This is a genomic window from Ruegeria sp. CH8 (assembly GCF_056536985.1).
This window is the reverse complement of the sequence record NZ_JBQFQR010000008.1, coordinates 30,555-49,775: the sequence shown is the minus strand read 5'-3', so window position 1 is coordinate 49,775 and position 19,221 is coordinate 30,555. Positions and strand designations below refer to the sequence as shown.

Annotated in this window: 19 protein-coding genes; all 19 read left to right on the top strand. The window is 61.1% G+C overall.

The genetic code is table 11. From position 1 onward, the window contains the following. The first annotated feature begins 96 nt into the window (after nt 1-96). Entirely contained in the window at nt 97-1,884 is a 1,788-nt protein-coding gene (locus ACR0ER_RS10855; protein ID WP_480768936.1) for a NapC/NirT family cytochrome c, read from the top strand. A gap of 54 nt (nt 1,885-1,938) precedes the next feature. After that, nucleotides 1,939-2,340, top strand: coding sequence for a cupredoxin domain-containing protein (locus tag ACR0ER_RS10850; RefSeq protein ID WP_480768935.1), 402 nt, complete (start codon nt 1,939-1,941; stop codon nt 2,338-2,340). Between the two features lie 201 nt (nt 2,341-2,541). Then, nucleotides 2,542-3,303 carry a uroporphyrinogen-III C-methyltransferase gene (cobA, locus tag ACR0ER_RS10845; protein WP_480768934.1) on the top strand — a complete coding sequence of 254 codons (762 nt, stop codon included), beginning with the start codon at nt 2,542-2,544 and terminating at the stop codon, nt 3,301-3,303. Further along, a complete protein-coding gene (locus ACR0ER_RS10840) occupies nt 3,296-3,721 on the top strand; it encodes a c-type cytochrome (protein WP_480768933.1) in 426 nt (141 codons plus the stop codon). The genes cobA and ACR0ER_RS10840 overlap by 8 nt, the downstream gene beginning before the upstream one ends. Further along, nucleotides 3,718-4,863: a cytochrome D1 domain-containing protein gene (locus ACR0ER_RS10835; protein WP_480768932.1), complete on the top strand. Its 1,146-nt coding sequence runs from the start codon at nt 3,718-3,720 to the stop codon at nt 4,861-4,863. The genes ACR0ER_RS10840 and ACR0ER_RS10835 overlap by 4 nt, the downstream gene beginning before the upstream one ends. 3 nt (nt 4,864-4,866) lie before the next feature. Then, a complete protein-coding gene (ahbB, locus tag ACR0ER_RS10830; protein ID WP_480768931.1) occupies nt 4,867-5,856 on the top strand; it encodes a siroheme decarboxylase subunit beta in 990 nt (329 codons plus the stop codon). Further along, the gene (locus tag ACR0ER_RS10825) at nt 5,853-6,302 is read left to right on the top strand and encodes an Lrp/AsnC family transcriptional regulator (RefSeq protein ID WP_480768930.1); all 450 of its coding nucleotides are present in this window, start codon (nt 5,853-5,855) and stop codon (nt 6,300-6,302) included. The genes ahbB (ACR0ER_RS10830) and ACR0ER_RS10825 overlap by 4 nt, the downstream gene beginning before the upstream one ends. Further along, nucleotides 6,299-6,781 carry a siroheme decarboxylase subunit beta gene (gene ahbB / locus ACR0ER_RS10820; protein ID WP_480768929.1) on the top strand — a complete coding sequence of 161 codons (483 nt, stop codon included), beginning with the start codon at nt 6,299-6,301 and terminating at the stop codon, nt 6,779-6,781. Before ACR0ER_RS10825 ends, ahbB (ACR0ER_RS10820) begins: the two co-directional genes overlap by 4 nt. Nucleotides 6,782-6,784: 3 nt before the next feature. Continuing rightward, on the top strand, nt 6,785-7,999 hold the full coding sequence (gene nirJ / locus ACR0ER_RS10815; protein WP_480768928.1) for a heme d1 biosynthesis radical SAM protein NirJ: 1,215 nt from the start codon (nt 6,785-6,787) through the stop codon (nt 7,997-7,999). Then, nucleotides 7,974-9,527 (top strand): cytochrome D1 domain-containing protein, encoded by a 1,554-nt coding sequence (locus ACR0ER_RS10810; RefSeq protein WP_480768927.1) that lies wholly within the window; start codon nt 7,974-7,976, stop codon nt 9,525-9,527. Before nirJ ends, ACR0ER_RS10810 begins: the two co-directional genes overlap by 26 nt. Continuing rightward, nucleotides 9,484-9,747: a hypothetical protein gene (locus ACR0ER_RS10805; protein WP_480768926.1), complete on the top strand. Its 264-nt coding sequence runs from the start codon at nt 9,484-9,486 to the stop codon at nt 9,745-9,747. The genes ACR0ER_RS10810 and ACR0ER_RS10805 overlap by 44 nt, the downstream gene beginning before the upstream one ends. An 89-nt stretch (nt 9,748-9,836) precedes the next feature. Continuing rightward, complete coding sequence (locus ACR0ER_RS10800; RefSeq protein WP_480768925.1) at nt 9,837-10,301, top strand: DUF2946 family protein; 465 nt, start codon at nt 9,837-9,839, stop codon at nt 10,299-10,301. Nucleotides 10,302-10,345: 44 nt separating this feature from the next. Continuing rightward, nucleotides 10,346-12,469 (top strand): 4Fe-4S binding protein, encoded by a 2,124-nt coding sequence (locus ACR0ER_RS10795; RefSeq protein ID WP_480769090.1) that lies wholly within the window; start codon nt 10,346-10,348, stop codon nt 12,467-12,469. A gap of 15 nt (nt 12,470-12,484) precedes the next feature. Continuing rightward, nucleotides 12,485-14,392 (top strand): TAT-dependent nitrous-oxide reductase, encoded by a 1,908-nt coding sequence (nosZ, locus tag ACR0ER_RS10790; RefSeq protein WP_480768924.1) that lies wholly within the window; start codon nt 12,485-12,487, stop codon nt 14,390-14,392. 3 nt (nt 14,393-14,395) lie between these two features. Next, nucleotides 14,396-15,652, top strand: coding sequence for a nitrous oxide reductase family maturation protein NosD (locus ACR0ER_RS10785; protein WP_480768923.1), 1,257 nt, complete (start codon nt 14,396-14,398; stop codon nt 15,650-15,652). Next, nucleotides 15,642-16,535, top strand: a complete 894-nt coding sequence (locus ACR0ER_RS10780; protein ID WP_480768922.1) for an ABC transporter ATP-binding protein — start codon at nt 15,642-15,644, stop codon at nt 16,533-16,535. The genes ACR0ER_RS10785 and ACR0ER_RS10780 overlap by 11 nt, the downstream gene beginning before the upstream one ends. Beyond that, nucleotides 16,532-17,353 carry an ABC transporter permease gene (locus ACR0ER_RS10775; RefSeq protein ID WP_170381871.1) on the top strand — a complete coding sequence of 274 codons (822 nt, stop codon included), beginning with the start codon at nt 16,532-16,534 and terminating at the stop codon, nt 17,351-17,353. Before ACR0ER_RS10780 ends, ACR0ER_RS10775 begins: the two co-directional genes overlap by 4 nt. Then, nucleotides 17,350-17,865, top strand: a complete 516-nt coding sequence (locus tag ACR0ER_RS10770) for a nitrous oxide reductase accessory protein NosL (protein WP_480768921.1) — start codon at nt 17,350-17,352, stop codon at nt 17,863-17,865. Before ACR0ER_RS10775 ends, ACR0ER_RS10770 begins: the two co-directional genes overlap by 4 nt. After that, a complete protein-coding gene (locus tag ACR0ER_RS10765; RefSeq protein ID WP_480768920.1) occupies nt 17,862-18,764 on the top strand; it encodes an FAD:protein FMN transferase in 903 nt (300 codons plus the stop codon). Before ACR0ER_RS10770 ends, ACR0ER_RS10765 begins: the two co-directional genes overlap by 4 nt. The last annotated feature ends 457 nt before the right edge of the window (nt 18,765-19,221 follow it).

The following is a 19,221-nucleotide window of genomic DNA, read 5'->3' as shown; positions in this document are numbered from 1 at the left end:
GGGCCCCTCGCCCGCCCTTTCTTCGTTTGACAATTCAGCCAAACCCGCCCGCCCGACACACCGGGCCAGTCAAGAAAGCCAAAACGGAGCCCGGATATGACCTCCGAACCTGATAAAAAACCACCGATCTGGCGCCGGTATTTCCTGTGGGGGATGCCCGTGGCCGGCATTGCCGCGGCCTTTGCCGCCGGCATTATTTTCTGGGGCGGGTTCAACACCGCCATGGAAGCCACCAACACCAAGGATTTCTGCATCTCGTGCCACGAGATGCGCGATTTCGTCTATGAGGAATACACCGGTACGATCCATGACGTGAACCGGTCCGGTGTGGGCGCGGTCTGTTCCGACTGCCACGTTCCCAAGGACTGGACTCACAAGATCATCCGCAAGATCAAGGCGTCCAAAGAGCTGTATGGCAAGATGGTTGGCACCATCAACACCCGCGAGAAGTTCGAGGCCAAGCGCGTGCATCTGGCCATGAACGAATGGGAGCGGATGAAGGCCACCGACTCGCGCGAATGCCGCAACTGCCATGATTTCGAGTCGATGATGCCGGAATTCCAGAAGCCCCGCGCGCGTCAGCAACACCTGAACGCAATGGAGATCGGTCAGACCTGTATCGACTGTCACAAGGGTATTGCGCACTCGGACGCTCGTGACCGGGCCGACGAGGAGTATCTGGAAGAACTTGAAGCGCCGAACCCAGCGTTCATCCGCCCGATTCCGCCGGAATACCTTGCAAGCCTTGCCAAAATCGAGGCTCAGGAAGCCGCCGACGCCGAAGCTGAAAAAGCCGCGAAAGCAGCTCAGCAAGAGGCCGTTCAGGCCCAGATCGCAGCCGCTGTTGACGCAGCCGTTGCCGAAGAGCGCGCCAATGCAAGCGGAGAAGCAACTGCAGCGCCCGCAGGCGGCGGTGGCGGCGATGTCCCGGGCAATGTCGACTGGAACGCCGTGGCCAGCGCGGATTTGAAACTGTTCTACCCCGGTCAGGCTTCGTTTGAATGGGTGCAGAACGGCAAGTTCCACGGTGGTGCCCGCCCGCTGACTAAAGGCGGCGATCAGTGCTCGACCTGTCACGCCAAGGAACTGGATACGATCGGCAACAAGATTGTGGCCGGTGGTGATCTGGAACCAACGCCGATCCCCGGCAAACGCGGTGTAATCGACGCAACCGTTCAGGCGGCGCATGACGACGAGAACCTGTATATCCGCCTGCAATGGCCAGATGCGGGTCACAACCCGGCGCCCTTCGTGGACGGTGGCAAAATGGACCCCGACAACCAGATCAAGGTTGCCATGATGATCACTGGCACCGGTATCGAACTGGGCGATCAGGTGGGCTGCTGGGCTTCGTGCCACGCCGACAACTCCTATATGCCCTTCGATCCGGGCGCAGAGGCGATTGCCGCCAATGGGGATGTCGCGGGTCGTCTGGCAACGCAGGACACGGTGACCAAATACATCAGCGAAAGCCGTACCGAGGTTGATACCAAAGGCCGCCGCGGCAAGCCGATGGGTGGTTGGGATAAACTGCACACCGCCGAGCAGATCGAACAGTATCTGGCCGATGGCACCTATCTTGACCTGATGCGTGTCTATGCGGACGGCAGCGCTACCAATGGCTATCTGCTGGAACAGCGCGTGGTCAATGACGGCGAGATCGCCGCCTCGGCTGAGTTGTCCGGTGGTATGTGGACGGTGGTCTTTAGCCGCTCGCTGAACTCTGGCGCGCCCGGTGATGTGCCGCTGGAGGCTGGCAAAACCTACACGGTCGGCTTTGCCATCCACGACGACTTTGCCGCGGCGCGGTTCCACCATGTGACGCTGAACACCAGCCTTGCGCTGGACGACGACACAGCTAACATCAACGTGGTTAAACAATAAATGAAGGGGCCGGTTGATCCGGCCCCTTCCCCTTTTGGAAAGGAGACATGGACGATGAAACCCCACCGCCTTCTTCCCGCGCTGCTGCTTTTGGCTGCGCCCGCCTGGGCCGATGAAACCGCCGATATCTGCGCCGAGGCCGAAGAGCGCTATGTCGAACTGTTCGGCCAGCCCACTTCCGCTGTCGAGGACGCCGAGGTGGTACTGATGTACAAGTACAACTTCTGCCCCCGCGAGCTGACCGTAAAGGCAGGCACCACCGTGCGCTGGGTGAACGTGGACAAACGCACCAGCCATTCGGTTGCTCTGAAAGACGGCAGCGAGCCCGAAAGCGACCGGCTGTTCCCCGAGGAATCAGTGGACATGACCTTCCTTACGCCCGGCCCGCAGGAATACCTGTGCGGCCCGCATTGGGAAACGCAGAACATGATCGGCATGGTCACCGTCGAACCCTGAGCCGAGGCAAAATGCAGGCAAGATCAAAGGAGCGCGGGAGCAAATCCCGCGCTCCTTAACTTATGTCAAGGAGGTTGGTTTTCGATTGCGCCAACCTGCCGTCATGACACGCCCGGTTCACCCAGCAACGTCCCCTATTCGCGCGTGGAAGCTGCCGGAAGGTCCGGGTTCCGAAGACATTCAGATCAAGCGAGTTAGCACATGAGCGGTAAGGTTTTTCTGATTGGTGCCGGCCCCGGCGACCCCGAACTGATGACCCTGCGCGCCTTGCGTATGCTGCAAGAGGCCGATGTGGTTGTTTATGACCGGCTGGTTTCGGACGACATCCTCGCCCTGCACGCCGACGGTGCGCGGCTGATCCCGGTGGGCAAAGCCCCCAAATGCCACACCGTTCCGCAGGATCGCATCAACGAAATCCTGAAAGAAGAAGCCTTGGCTGGTCACACCGTCGCGCGCCTGAAGGGCGGCGATCCGATGATCTTTGGTCGCGGCTCGGAAGAAGCCGCCTACCTGATGGCCCACGGTGTTGCCGTTGAATACGCGCCTGGCATCACAGCGGCACAGGGTGCTTCTTGTTCGACAGGCGTGCCGCTGACCCATCGCGGGCTGGCGACCTCGGTTCAATATGTCACCGGGCACCGGCAGGCCAACAAGGTACTGGATCTGGATTGGAAGCGTCTGGCAGATCCCGACTCGACCCTGGTGGTCTATATGGGCGTCGCCAATATCGGTCAGATCGCCATGGGGCTGATGACCGAGAACCTGCCCGGCTCGACCCCCGTTCTGGCCGTAGGCAAAGCCACCACGCCGGATGAAAGCCGCATGGTATCCCGCCTTGATCAACTGGCGGCAGATGTACGCAAAGCCGATCTGAAGGCGCCGACCCTGTTCATCATCGGCAAGGTGGTGTCGCTTTATGCGGAACAGCCGCTGGCGGACCTGTTGGAACAGGCTCATGGCTAAGCTTGGTCATAAGAGCCTGGGGCAGCGCCCGGCCCCGGCGGGGGGCCAAACGCCTTGCCGGGGGGTGGGCCGGGTGTTGCCTCGCAAGGCGGCCAAACGTCCGGGCTGGACGGTGCACGCCGTGCTGACAACCGCCGTGGTGCTGGCCACATCCGCCTTTGCCGCCGATGCGATTGATCCCAACGCGCTGAAACGACTTGTCCATCAGGATTGCGGTTCGTGCCACGGGCTGTCGCTGAAAGGCGGTCTTGGCCCCGATCTGCGGTCCGAGACGCTGGAACACTATGACCCCGACGTCCTGACCGGAGTCATCCTCGATGGCATTCCCGACACCGCGATGCCCCCATGGCGGCCCCTGATCAGCGAAGAAGAGGCCGAATGGATCGCCCGTTACCTGCTGGAACAGGAGGCACAATGAAACATCTCATCTTCGGCCTTGCAGCCACCCTGATGATGACCACGGCACATGCCGAACCCACCGCAACCGGTGATCTGGGCCTGGTGATCGAACGCGCCAAAGGCTCGGTCCTGTTGGTGGACCAGTCCGACCGGGCCGCGCTGGCCCGGATCGAGGGGCTGGGCGATCTGTCCCATGCCTCACTGGTCTATTCGCCTGATGAACGCTTTGCCTATGTGTTCGGACGTGACGGCGGCCTGACCAAGGTCGATATCGTCACCCGCCAGGTCGTGAACCGCGTCGTGCAGGCGGGCAACGCCATCGGCGGCGCGATCTCGGATGATGGCAAGCTGGTCGCAGTGTCGAACTATGAACCCGGCGGCGTACGTGTTTTTGATGCCGAGACGCTGGAAATGGTCGCCGACATTCCGACCGAAAGCAAAACTATCGGTCTGGTCGATGCGCCAGGCCGTCGCTTTGTGTTCACTATGTGGGATACGGGCGAGACCTGGATTGCCGATTTCGCCAAGGGCGCCCCCGAGATCACCAAGATCACCGACATGGGCAAGAACCCCTATGACGCGCTGATCACCGCCAATGGCCGCACCTATATCACTGGCCTGTTCGGCGAGGACGGGCTGACCGCGCTGGACCTGTGGGCTGAAAACCCGGAACCAATCCGTGTGCTGCCCGATTACGGGCGCGGACAGGAAGAGATGCCCGTCTACAAGATGCCCCACCTCGAAGGCTGGGCGCTGACCGGGCGTGAATTCGTCCTGCCCGCTGTTGGCCATCACGAGGTTCTGTGGATCGACTCTGACACGCTGACCGAGACCGGGCGCACCAAAACACACGGTCAGCCGGTCTTTGCCATGGCGCGTCCTGATGGGCGTCAGGTTTGGGTTAATTTCGCCCACCCGCTGAACGACACGATTCAAGTGATCGACAGTGTCAGCAAAGAGATCATCCACGAGTTCAAGCCGGGTCCAGCGGTACTGCACATGGAGTTCACGCCGCGCGGGCATGAGGTCTGGATCAGTGTACGCGATGCCAACAAGGTCATGGTCTACGACACCCAGACCTTTGAAAAACTGCGCGAGATTGATGCGGACAGCCCCTCGGGCATTTTCTTTACCGCACGTGCGCATAGAACGGGGCTGTGACCGATGGACCATATCACCGACCCGATCGACCGCCGCCTGCTGGATGAGTTCCAGCGTGATTTCCCCATCACCGACCGTCCGTTTCAGGTTCTGGGCTACCTGCTTGGGCTGGAAGAGGCCGAGGTCATCGACCGCCTGACCCGAATGCGTGCAACAGGCCGGATTACCCGCGTTGGCGCGACAATTGCGCCCGGCGCGGTTTCGGCCAGCACTCTGGCCGCCGTCGCCGCGCCCGAGGAGCGTTTGGAGGAGGTCGCCGCAATAATCGACGCGGAACCCGGCGTGAACCACAATTACCAACGCGAGGATGACTGGAACCTGTGGTTCGTCGCCACCGGCCCGGACCGTGCGCATGTGAATGACACGCTAGCGCGGATCAGCCATCGCACCGGGCTGCGGGTGCTGGACCTGCGGCTGGTGCGCCCGTTCAACGTTGATCTGGGCTTCCGCATGTCAGGCGAAACCCGCAACGTGCCCGGCCCCCGCAATGTGGATTGCTCAGCCATGCGGGACGGGGATCGCTCCTTGCTGCAGGCGCTGAGTTCCGGCCTGCCGCTGGTCGCCGATCCCTTTGCGGAATTGGCACAGTCTCTAAATCGGCCCGCTCCGGAGGTGATGACGCGGGTCGAGGCGCTGCACAATGCGGGCATCATCTCGCGTCTGGGCGTCATCGTGCGGCACCGGGCGCTTGGCTGGTCGGCCAATGCAATGGTGGTCTGGGACATGCCCGCCGATCAGGTTGGCACAGCCGGCCCGGCCCTTGCTGCACATCCCGGCGTGACCCTGTGCTATGAACGCAACCCGGTCGAGGACATCTGGCCCTATCGCCTCTATTCCATGATCCACGCCCGATCGCGCAGCGAAGCGCTGGAAACCCTTTCTAGCGCCGTTGCGCTGCCGGAACTGGCCGGAGCGCGCCACAAAGTGCTGTTCTCCACCCGCTGCTTCAAACAGACCGGCGCACTTATCCAAGCCAGAGAGGCCGCCGCATGACGCTGGATACAACCGACCGCGCAATCCTGAACCGGATGCAGGATGACTTGCCGCTGGCCACCCATCCCTATGCCGCAATTGCGACAGAGCTGGGTATATCAGAAAACGAGCTGCTGAACCGTCTCACGCGTATGAAGGACGAGCGTATCATCACCCGTTTTGGCCCGTTTTTCGACGCCGCCGCGATGGGAGGCGCGTTCTGCCTCTGTGCAATGGCCGTTCCGCCCGAGAATTTCGAAGCTGTCCTGACCAAAGTCAATGCGCACGCCGAGGTTGCCCATAATTATGAACGTACGCACCGGCTGAACATGTGGTTCGTGCTGGCCACCGAAACGCCCGAGGGGATCGAGGCCACCGCCGATGCCATCGAACGGGAAACGGGGATCGAGGTTCTCCGTTTCCCCAAACTGCAGGAATTTTTCATCGGCTTCCGGGTGGCAGCATGATCGACGCGAAAGACAGAGAGATTATCGAGGCGCTGCAAGGCGGCCTGCCCCTGGTGCCCGCGCCCTATGCGCAGGTGGCCAAGCGTCTTGGCATGGACGAAGACGCATTGCTGTTCCGCCTGGCCGACCTGAAATCGCGCGGCGTGATCCGCCGCATCGCAGCTGCCCCCAATCACTACAAACTGGGCATGACCTCGAACGGCATGACCGTGTGGGATGTCGAAGACGACCACGTAACCGAACTAGGCACCCAGATCGGCTTATTGCCCTTTGTAACCCACTGTTATGAACGCCCACGCGCCCTACCCGACTGGTCCTATAACCTGTTTGCCATGGTCCACGGCACAGACCGAGACGAGGTCGAAGAAAAGCGCGCCGAGATCACCGCCATTCTGGGCGATGCCTGCCGGGCCAAAGATATCCTCTATTCCACGCGCATCCTGAAAAAGACCGGGCTGCGCCTGAAAACGAAAGGCTGAGACATGTTCCGCCTGACCGAATACATGCATCAACTCGTCACTCCGACCCCGGTGCGCAAACGCCGCCCCGGGCCAGTGAAACCGGTGGTGATCTGGAACCTGACGCGTCGCTGCAATCTGAAATGCCGCCATTGCTACACCGTCTCGGCGGATGTGGCGTTCCCCGGTGAGCTCAACCACGAGCAAGCCATGGTAACCCTTGAGGATCTGGGCCAGTTTCGCGTTCCTGCCCTGATCCTCTCGGGTGGGGAGCCGCTGGACCGGTTTGATTTCTTTGATATTGCCAAGCGCGCGCGTGAACTGGTGCCGATGCTGGCGCTGTCGACCAATGGCACACGGATATACGACGAAACCGCCGATATGATCGCCGATGTGGGATTCAACTATGTTGGCATCTCGCTGGATGGGATCGGAGCTACGAATGACTGGTTCCGTGGTGTTGAAGGCGCCTTTGCCGACGCCCTGCGCGGCGTGCGCGAATGCAAGAAGCGCGGCATCAAGGTGGGCCTGCGGTTCTGCCTGACCGAGGGCACGCAGCACCACCTGCCCGACCTGCTGCAATTGTGCGATGATGAGGGCGTCGACAAATTTTATCTGTCTCACCTTGTCTACGCTGGCCGCGGCGACAAGAACCGAGGCGAGGATGCCGAACATCTGCGTACGCGCAACGGGCTGGATCTGCTGCTGGATCGCGCGTGGGAGGCGGCTTCGGGCGGGCGTCCGTTGGATATCGTGACCGGCAACAACGACGCTGATGCGGGGTATTTCCTGAACTGGGTCCGTTCGCGCTTCGATGCCAACAAAGCCGCCCATGTCCGTGATCATCTGGCCGCTTGGGGCGGCAATTCCAGCGGATTGGGCGTTGCGAACATCGACAATCTGGGTCGGGTCCATCCCGACACCTATTGGTCCGACTACACGGTTGGCAATGTGAAGACCAAACCGTTTTCCGAGCTTTGGACCAGCGATGATCCGATGCTTGCCATGCTACGCACCCGCCCGCGCCCGCTGAAGGGGCGCTGCGGCGCTTGTCATCTCAAGGACGTCTGCGGCGGCAACACCCGTATTCGAGCGTTGCAACTGACCGGCGATCCCTGGGCCGAAGATCCGGCCTGTTATCTGACAAATCAAGAAATCGGCGTCGAGGATGCGGGCGAGCGTCTGCAGGTCACGCCGTTCCGAGGGAAAAGCCATGACCCCGCGCATCAGTTCTTTTAACACTCTGAAAATCGGTACATTCTGCTCGCTGCTGCTGGTAGGTACTGCATGGGCCGACGCCCCAGCCGATTATGCCGAACACTGCGCATCCTGCCACGGCGAAAACCGTCTGGGCGGGGTTGGCCCCGCGCTGATCCCCGAAACGCTGAAACGGATGCGCGGCCCGCGTGTGGCCGCCGTGATCGCCGAAGGGCGCACGGCCACACAGATGCCTGCCTTCTCGCATGAACTGGATGCCCTACAGATCGAGGAACTGGCCGGGTGGCTGAAATCCCCGCTGGAAACCGACCCCGAATGGGGCGAGGCCGATATCATGGCTAGCCGTACTCTGGATGAAGATTACAGCCCGGTCGATGCGCCCGCCTGGGATAGCGACCCGATGAACATCACGTTGGCAGTTGAGACCGGCGATCATCATGTCAGCGTGCTGGACGGTGACACGTTCGAGGTCCTGGACCGGTTCGAGACCCCCTTTGCCGTCCATGGCGGCCCAAAATTTAGCCCCGATGGCCGCTATGTGTTCATCATGTCCCGCGATGGCTGGGTGCAGAAGTACGACATCTGGGCGCTGAAACAGGTTGGCCGCGTGCGCGCGGGCCTGAACAGCCGCAACATTGCCATGTCGGGCGATGGCAAATGGGTGGCCGTGGCCAATTACCTGCCCAACAGCCTGACCCTGCTGTCGACCGAGGACCTGTCGGTTGCCAAAGTCGTCGAAGTTAAGAGCAAGAAGGGCGTCCCCAGCCGTGTCTCGGCCGTGTATCAGGCTCCGCCGCGCGAAAGCTTTGTTCTGGCGCTGAAAGACGTGCCCGAGATTTGGGAGGTCTTCTACGGCGCCAACCCACCGCAATCAGGTTTGGGCCACGATTTCCGTATTGAGGGCCAGTTCAAGAACCCCGACCCTTTCCCGGTACGCAAGATCACCACGCCCGACTATCTGGACGATTTCTTTTTCGACCAAAGCTATGAATACGTCATGGGCGCATCGCGCGATGGCAAGGGTGGTCAGGTGATCGATCTGGTCATCGGTCAGAAAGTGGCCGATCTGGACCTGCCGGGGATGCCACATCTGGGCTCGGGCATCACGTGGCAACATGGCGATACCACCGTGATGGCCACGCCGCACCTGACAGATGGTACTGTGTCGGTGATCGACATGGAAACCTGGGAAACCGTCAAGCGGATCAAGACCGAAGGACCGGGGTTCTTCATGCGCAGCCACGAGAATTCGCCTTACGTTTGGGCCGATGTGTTCTTTGGGCCGAACAAGGATGCGATGCATGTGATCGACAAGCAAAGTCTTGAGATCGTTAAGACTCTGCGCCCTGCCCCCGGCAAGACCGTCGCCCACGTGGAGTTCACCAAAGACGGCAGCCATGCGCTGGTTTCGATCTGGGAAGATGACGGTGCCGTGATCGTCTATGATGCGCAAACGCTGGAGGAGGTCCGCCGCCTGCCAATGCGCAAACCATCTGGGAAGTACAATGTCTGGAACAAAATCACATTCTCAGAAGGCACCAGCCACTGAAGGCAAATGGCCGGTCTGGAAACTGGCCATTCTGCTTTATCCGGCCACGGCGCTGACCGTGGCCATCAACCTGTTTCTGGCAGGTCTGATCGCAAACAGCGCCGGTTTTGGCATAATAGAGCCGGTCACGGCGATCCTGTGGTCGATACCTCTGGGCGTGCCGGCATCCTGGTTGGCCGGGCGCTGGGTGCGCGGGCTTATGGATGAAGCCGACGGGTAGATTGAATTTCCCAACGGCCTAACCGAAGTCAAGTATCGCCCAGAGAGAATCCAATACGACTCAGGAAAGATTGCCGAGTTGGATTCTCCATGCCCGCCCTCAACCCTCTGCACATGTCAGCTGTTTGCGCGTCCCGCGCGGCTTGTGCTGTGGCGGGCATCTTCCTTCTGCTGTTGCAGCTGCTTGGCCCGGCGCTGGCGAGTCCCGGGGAAAGCATGTGGGTGGAGATCTGCTCGGAGGCAGGGGCGGTCTGGGTTCAGGTGGACCTTGAAGAGGACACCACGAACCCAACCGCGCCCTGTCCGAAATGCGCCGACTGCGCCCTGTGCGCCGTCACCTCAGCGGCCCCGGTGCCGGAGCTGCCCGTGTTGCAACGGGACGGTCTTGTTCACGCCGCACATTGCGAAACCCGCGATCTGGTCAATGTCACCAGCGTAAAACGCCTGTGGCCCGAAACCCGGGGCCCCCCGCGCGCGGCCCAAGAAATAACTGAACGCGCTCTGCGCGCGTCCATGGCGTCCACCCAATTAATCGGAGGTGCGCTGTGGTCGTAAGTCGCGCAATCCATTTCCTGCTGGCCTTTACCTTGTCCTGCCTGATGGCGATCAGCGCCCATGCAGACAGCCTCGCCAGCTTCCTGCCTGAAATCGAGCCCGCCGATCTGGCCCCCGGTGCCGATGCCTTTGGCCCGGTACGCGATGACGTGCCCGTTGCCCCGGTGTTGAAGGGCGGCGAGACCGTCGCCTGGGCCTTTCTGACATCCGATTTCGTGGGCACCACCGGCTATTCCGGCAAGCCCATCCACGTGGTTGCCGCCATCGACAACGATGCGGTTCTGACCGGGGTGAAACTGGTCAAACACTCGGAACCCATCGTTCTGATCGGCATCCCTAACTCCCGCATGGTCGAACTGACCGAAGGCTACACCGGCCTGGACCTCAAACACGAGGCCGCAACGGGTGGCGAGGGGCATGACCTCGACATCATCTCGGGCGCGACGGTCACAATCATGGTGATCGACGACAGCCTTGTGCGCGGCGGCATTAAAGTGTCCCGCGCTCTGGGTCTGGGCGGGTTGTCCCCGCTGCAGGCTGACGGTCCGAAACGCGAAGTCGATATGGCCAAGAATGCGGTCTACGATTGGACCACCCTCTCGGGTGACGGTTCGATACGGCGACTGACGCTGGATGTGGGTCAAGTCAACGCCGCGTTTGAGGCAACCGGCGATCAGCGTGCCATCAAACGCCCCGAGCGGGGCGAGCCAGACGACACCTTTATCGACATGCACGTGGCGCTTGTGTCGGTGCCATCGATCGGGAAATCCCTGCTGGGTGAGGCCGAGTACCAGAACCTGACCAAATGGCTGGACGAAGGCGAACAGGCCATTCTGGTTCTGGGGCGCGGGGCTTACAGCTTTAAGGGCTCAGGCTATGTGCGGGGCGGTATTTTCGACCGCATCCAACTGATCCAAGGCGACAGCTCGGTACGCTTTTTCGACAAGCAACAGCGCCGTCTGGGGCGGGTCGCAGCATCTGATGCGCCCAGCTTTACCGAATTGGACATCTTCAAGATCCCCGCTGACGCAGAATTCGACCCGACCGAGCCGTTCCGCCTGCAACTGCTGGTGCAACGGGCCGTGGGCGCGGTCGAGAAAACCTTCCTGACCTTCGATCTGGGCTACAAGCTGCCGGAGCAGTATCTGTTGCCCGTCGCAGCCCCTGTGGTCGTCGATGACGCCACCGGTGAAGCCGCCGCCAAGGCCGCCCTTTGGCAGCGTATCTGGAAAGATCGCACCGTTGAGATCGGCGTTCTGGGCGTCATGCTGCTGGTGCTAACGACCACCTTCTTCTTCCAGTTCCACGCAACGATGAATGCGCGGGTCTTCTACTGGTTCCGCATCGGCTACCTGACCATGACCCTGTTCTTCATCGGCTGGTACGCCAATGCACAGCTAAGCGTTGTGAACCTAATGGCGTTGGCAGGCAGCCTGCGCACCGGGTTCTCCTGGGACGCCTTCCTGCTGGATCCGCTGGTCTTCATTCAGTGGTTCGCAGTCGCCGCCGCCCTGCTGTTCTGGGGTCGAGGAGCCTATTGCGGCTGGCTGTGCCCGTTCGGCGCCCTGCAGGAACTGACCAACAAGATCGCGCGCGCGCTGAAGGTGCCGCAATGGACCCTGCCCTGGGGTCTGAACGAACGGCTTTGGCCTGCGAAATACATGATCTTCCTCGTGCTCTTCGGCATCAGCTTTGTCTCGATCCCGCTGGCCGAAAAATACGCCGAGATCGAGCCGTTCAAGACCGCGATCATCCTGAAATTCGTGCGCGACTGGCCGTTTGTGGTCTTTGCACTGCTGCTGCTGGGGATCGGGCTGTTCATCGAACGGTTCTACTGCCGCTACCTCTGCCCGCTGGGCGGAGCGCTGGCGATCCCTGCCCGTATCCGCATGTTTGACTGGCTGCGCCGCTACAAGGATTGCGGCACCCCCTGTCAGACCTGCGCCAACGAATGCCCCGTTCAGGCCATCCACCCCACCGGTGAGATCAACCCGAACGAGTGCGTCACCTGCCTGCATTGTCAGGTGCTCTACCAGTCCGAGGACAAATGTCCCGTCGTTATCCGCCAGCTGAAGCGGCGGGCCAAGACAGGGTCGGTCAGCCCTAAGACCCCCCTCGGACAACCACCGGCGAACCATCCGAACGCCAAACCGCAAACCGTTTCCTAAAAAGGAGGGACGATCATGTCGGACAACGAAAACAAACTGAACATCACACGCCGCGGGATGCTGGGGGCCACCGCCACCGGTGCCGTACTGGCCGGGACCGGTCTGGGCTCGACCCTGATGACCGCCCGCGAAGCCAGCGCTGCGGCCAAGTACAACCTCGAACCCGGTGAGTTGGACGAGTATTACGGCTTCTGGTCCTCGGGTCAGACCGGCGAGCTGCGCATTCTGGGCTTCCCGTCCATGCGCGAACTGATGCGGGTGCCGGTGTTCAACCGTTGCTCGGCCACCGGTTGGGGTCAGACCAACGAGTCGCTGAAAATCATGACCGACGGTCTGTTGCCGGAAACCAAGGAATTCCTCGCCAAGCGTGGCATGAAAACCTATGACAACGGCGACCTGCACCACCCGCATATGTCGTTCACAGACGGCACCTATGACGGCCGCTATCTGTTCATGAACGACAAGGCCAACACCCGCGTTGCTCGCGTGCGCTGCGACGTGATGAAGTGCGACAAGATCACCGAGATCCCCAACGCCAAGGCGATCCACGGTCTGCGTCCGCAGAAATTCCCGCGCACCGGTTATGTCTTTGCCAATGGCGAAGATGAAACACCGCTGGTCAATGACGGCAGCGTGCTGGACGATCCGTCGCAATACGTGAACATCTTCACCGCGCTGGACGGTGACACGATGGAGGTCGCATGGCAGGTGATGGTGTCGGGCAACCTCGACAACACCGACTGCGACTATCAGGGCAAATACGCCTACTCGACCTCGTACAACTCGGAAATGGGTGTGAACCTGGCCGAGATGACCGAGAATGAGCTGGACCACGTCGTTGTCTTCAACCTTGCTGAAATCGAAGCGGGTATCGAAGCTGGCGACTATCAGGAACTGAAGGGCGTCAAAGTTCTGGACGGCCGCAAGGGATCGAACAAGAAGTACACCCGCTACATCCCGATCCCGAACTCGCCGCACGGCATCAACACCGCACCGGACGGTAAACACGTCTGCATCAACGGCAAGCTGTCGCCGACCGTTTCGATCATGGACGTGACCAAGCTGGACGCCCTGTTCGAAAGCGATGCCGATCCGCGGTCGTGCATCGTGGGTGAGCCGCAGCTGGGTCTTGGCCCGCTTCACACCGCCTATGATGGTCAGGGCAACGCGTTCACCACGCTGTTCCTGGACAGCCAGGTTGTGAAGTGGAACATGGATAAGGCCATCCGCGCCTATGCGGGTGAGGATGTGGATCCGATCATCTCGAAAGTGGACGTGCATTATCAGCCGGGCCACAACTCGACCTCCATGGGTGAAACCAAAGATGCCGACGGCAAGTGGCTGATTTCGATGAACAAGTTCTCGAAAGACCGGTTCCTGAACACAGGACCGTTGAAGCCCGAGAACGAGCAGTTGATCGACATCTCGTCCGACGAGATGAAGGTGGTTCATGATGGGCCGACCTTTGCCGAACCGCATGACTCGATCATCGTTCGCAGCGACATCGTCAACCCGGTCAACGTTTGGGACCGCAACGATGTGACTTGGGAAGATGCCCGCAAACAGGCCGAAGCCGATGGCATCGATCTGGAAGAAGGCGCCGAAGAACCGATCCGGGATGGCAACAAGGTGCGGGTCTACATGACCTCGCAGGCACCGACCTTCAGCCTTGAGAAGTTCACCGTCAAACAGGGCGACGAGGTAACAATCTACGTCACCAACCTGGATGACGTGGACGACGTGACCCACGGCTTCTGCCTGGGTAACTACGGCATCGCCTTCGAGATCGGACCAATGGCAACCGCGTCGATCACCTTCACTGCTGACCGTCCGGGCGTGCACTGGTTCTATTGCCAGTGGTTCTGCCACGCGCTGCACATGGAAATGCGCGGCCGGATGTTGGTTGAACCGGCAGGAGCGTAACCCATGCGTTGGCCCCTGCTCATACCGCTCCTGCTTGGCTCGCCCCTTTGGGCGGCGGACTGGGACGTGCCCAACCGGGCGGGGGCCATCACTGAAATACTGGCTCAGGCGGCGGATGGAGACACCCTCCACCTGAGCCCCGGTACCTATACCGAACAACTAATTCTGGACCGGCCCGTTACCCTTGACGGGCTGGGACAGGCCACCATCGACGGTCAAGGCGCAGGCAGTGTCATCACCGTGACCGGGCCCGGCGTGACCGTGCGCGGCTTAACCGTGATCGGTTCGGGCTCAAGCCATGACGGGATCGACAGTGGTATCCAACTGACCAAAACGGCCAAAGCGCCGGTGGTCGAGGATAACGTGCTGCTGGGCAATCTCTATGGCATCGACATTCACGGCGCCAAGGACAGCATCGTACGCGGCAACCGGATCGAAGGGCGGCAGGACCGCCGGATGAATGACCGAGGCAATGGCGTCTATGTCTGGAACGCGCCGGGTGCGGTTGTCGAAGGCAACGACATCCGCTTTGGCCGCGACGGGATCTTTGTGAACTCGTCAAAAAAGAACACCTTCAACGGCAACCTGTTCCGCGATCTGCGCTTTGCGGTGCATTACATGTATGCCGATGACTCGGTGGTCAGCGACAATATCTCGATCGGCAACGATCTGGGCTATGCGGTGATGTTCTCGACCAATGTGGCCGTGACCGACAATGTCTCGATCGGTGACCGGGAACATGGCGTGATGCTGAACTACGCCAACAAGAGCGTCATCTCTGGCAACGTGGTGAAAGGCGCCAAGGAAAAATGCACCTTCCTCTATAATTCGAACAAGAACGACTTCACCGGCAACTGGTTCCAGGGATGCGGCATCGGCATCCACTTTACGGCGGGCTCCGAGCGTAACCGGATCGTCGGTAACGCCTTTGTCGGCAACCGGACACAAGTAAAATACGTCTCGACCAAATGGGTCGAGTGGTCCGAAGATGGGCGCGGCAACTACTGGTCCGATTTTGCCGCCTATGATGTGGATGGCAACGGCATCGCCGATGCCCCCTATCGCCCCAATGACAGTATGGACCATGTGCTGTGGACCCAACCCTCAGCCAAACTGCTGCTCGGCTCCCCTGCCGTGCAACTGGTGCGCTGGTCGCAATCGGCCTTCCCGGCGCTGCTGCCGGGCGGTGTGATGGACAGCAACCCATTGATGCAAGCCCCTGAAACCCAAGCAATGAAAAAGGTGCCTCATGACGGATAAGGCCCTATCTATCGACCATGTCTGCAAGGACCGAGGGAAAACCCGCGTCCTTGACGATATCACCCTGTCACTAGCCCCCGGTCAGCGCGTTGCGCTTCTGGGCCATAACGGCGCAGGCAAGTCGACCCTGATCAAATCCATCCTCGGCCTGACGCCCATCCAGGGCGGAGCCATTCGGATCTGTGACACCACCCCCGGTACAGCACAGGCACGACGGGATACAGCCTATCTGCCCGAGGCGGTCTCGTTCCATCCAGCCCTGACCGGGCGCGAGCAACTGACCCTGTTTGCGAAACTCTCCGGAACCAAAGCCGACGTGCTCGGCCTACTGGATCGTGTCGGCCTCAGCGACGCACTGGACCGCCGGATCGGGGCTTATTCCAAGGGGATGCGGCAACGTCTGGGTTTGGCGCAGGTACTGCTGGGCCAGCCGAAAGTGGCACTGCTGGACGAACCAACCTCGGGCCTTGACCCAATCTCGCGGCAGGATCTCTATGCCATCATCGACGAACTGGCCGCACAGGGTACCGCCGTCCTGATCGCCTCGCACGCCCTGACCGAGGTCGAGGCCCGCACCGACCGCATCGCCATCATGCGCAAAGGCCGGATGGTGGCCGACGACACGCTGAGCAACCTGTCCGCGCTGGCCGGTCTGCCGATCCGATTGAAAGTGCGCGCCAGTGCCAACCCCGATGCGCTGGCCGCCGAACTGGGCGGCAACCGGATCAACGGCGCGTCCGTAGAACTGCTCTGCACCCCCGATGACAAGATGGAGGCCCTGCGCCACATCGCCGGGTTGGGCGATGCCGTGGCAGATGTCGAGATGACCCCGCCCAAGCTGGAAGACCTTTATCGCCACTACGCACAGGAGGAGATGCAATGACCCGCTTCCTCGCCATTACCCGCACCGAGATGCTGATCCTGCGCCGCAACCGCTGGCTGCTGGTGGCTACGCTGATCATGGTACTATTCGCTTTGGCGCTGACCTTCGCAGGTAGTGCACCGACCGGCACGCTGGGCGTCGATATGTTGACCGTCTCGGTCGCTTCGATGACCACCCTGTCGGTCTATCTCGCGCCTTTGCTGGCGCTGATGATCTCCTTCGACGCCATCGCCGGAGACGTGGACCGGGGCAGCCTGTCACTGCTGCTGTCCTACCCAGCCGGGCGCGGAGAAATCCTGCTGGGCAAGTTCACCGCCCATCTGGCCGCGCTGGCTTTCGCCATGACAGTCGGCTTCGGCACCGCAGGTGCAGTCGCCGCCTTTTTCGGCGGTGCCGGGCCGGAAAGCCTGATGGCTCTGGTCCGCCTCATTCTCACGTCCATCCTGTTGGGCGCCGTGTTTCTGGCGCTGGGTTACCTGCTGTCCGCCCTGGCACGGGGCGCTACGGCGGCGGCAGGTCTGTCGGCCGGGCTCTGGCTGGTTTTTGTCGTCCTCTATGATCTGGGCTTGTTGGGAGCCGTCGTCATGGACAAGGGCGGCACCTTCACCCAATCCGTCTTTCCATGGGTGATGGTAGCCAACCCGGCCGACGCATTCCGTTTGTGGAACATCGCCGCAACCGAAGGCGTCGCCATGGCATCCGGCATGACCGGAGCCGCGCAAGCCCTGCCCGTCTGGGCTGCGCCCGCCTCGCTGCTGATCTGGCCGGTATTGGGCTTTGCCCTCGCCCGCCTCGCATTCCGGAGGGTCGAGCCATGAAACGTCTTGCCCTGATCGCCCTGATCGCTCTGACGGCCTGCAAGGAAGAAGTGGCCGAAGCCCCCGACCCGGTTGATCTGACCCCGGACGCGCTCAGCTATTTCTGTCAGATGAACATCGCCGAACATGGCGGGCCAAAAGGGCAGATCCATCTGGAAGGGTATCCCGCACCGCTGTTTTTTGCGCAGGTACGCGACATGGTGGCCTATCTGAAAAGCCCCGAACGCGATGCCGAAATCACCGCCGTTTACGTCAGTGATATGGGTGCTGCCCCAAACTGGCAGCAGCCGGGCATTTCCAACTGGATCGCGGCGGATGGAGCCACCTTTGTGGTCGGCTCCAACGTTGCCGGCGGCATGGGAGCGCCCGAGGTTGTGCCCTTTGCCGATCCCACCGCAGCCGATGTCTTTATCACCCAATACGGCGGCGCGCAGATGCCGCTGTCCGAAATTCCCGCGGCCGAGGTTCTTGGCCCCGTCGATCTGGAACTGAGACTGGAGACCCCCGCATGACCCCCCTCTCCCGCCGTCGGTTCCTGACCATGTCTGCCGCCTGCACCGCCTTTCCAGCCGGTGCGAAGCCCGCCCCGGCGGCCCATTGGCGCGGGGTTGCGCTGGGGGCCGAGGCCAGTTTGCGGCTGGAGGGGCTGACCGATGCCCAGGCCGCGCCGATCATCGCCGCAGTTGAGGCCGAGGTGGACCGGCTGGAAAACATCTTCAGCCTGTACCGCCCCCATTCCGAACTCAGCCGCCTGAACCGCGACGGCCACCTGTCCGGCCCTGCACCCGAACTGTTGAACGTTCTCAGCCTGTGCACAGCGATACATGAAGCCTCAGACGGGGCCTTCGATCCTTCGATTCAACCGCTTTGGTCCGCGATTGTAACCGGTGCGAACCCAGAGGAAATCGACGCGGCCCGGCGCTCTGTCGGATGGGCTCGAGTGACCGTTCGGACGGACATGATCCACCTGCCCCAACCCGGTGTGTCGGCACTGACCCTGAACGGTATTGCACAGGGCGCCATCACCGACCGCATCAGCGCGCTTCTGACCGCGCATGGCTTGCGGGACGTGCTGGTGAACATGGGAGAAATCGCCGCTCTAGGACAGCGCGGAGACGGGCAAGCGTGGCAGGTCGGACTGGCCGGGCGCGGAGGAGACGTTCACAAGTCCATCGAACTGCGGGACCGCGCGGTCGCAACATCGGACGCACGCAGCCTCATGCTAACCGGTGAACAGGGGCACATCCTGAACCCTGCGGGTGATGTGCGCCCAGCGCATGTTGTCTCGGTCTCAGCCCCCAGCGCGGCCATTGCCGATGGGCTGTCCACGGCTTTGTGCGCCTTACCGGAGAAAGGAATTGGCGCGGTCACTGCGGCATTTCCCGAAGTCCGGGTGGAAATGCATCTCTAGTCAGAAGGGCGCGTTTTTCCCATCTGGTTAGGCGATGTTAAGACACACCAAAACGCCAGAACCGGAATATAGGTTTACGCAACAACTTTCCGTACAAGCCCTTACTTTCGCGGCCACTACGGAATTGGTTCTGGCCGAGACGATGGGGGCTTTTTGGGCTTCCACACTGCTTGCCCGGTGACCGGATGCCAGAGAGTGCAATGTCTGGTGCAAAAAACCCGCATTTGTGATGACAGAATGCTGGGTTTGTTTCCCTATTGTGGGGCAAGTGCGAGGCTATAGTCATGTCGCGCGAATGCGACTAGGCCAACACATGCCACAAATCTGGCGAGTACCTTGACACGAATCTGACGCTCGCGGACACTTGATGCAGTTAAGACTTGTTACCTGCTTTGAGACTTTAACTCCGTCGTATTTACCGGTTTGCCACTGCGACGAGGCGCATTATTAAGCGCAT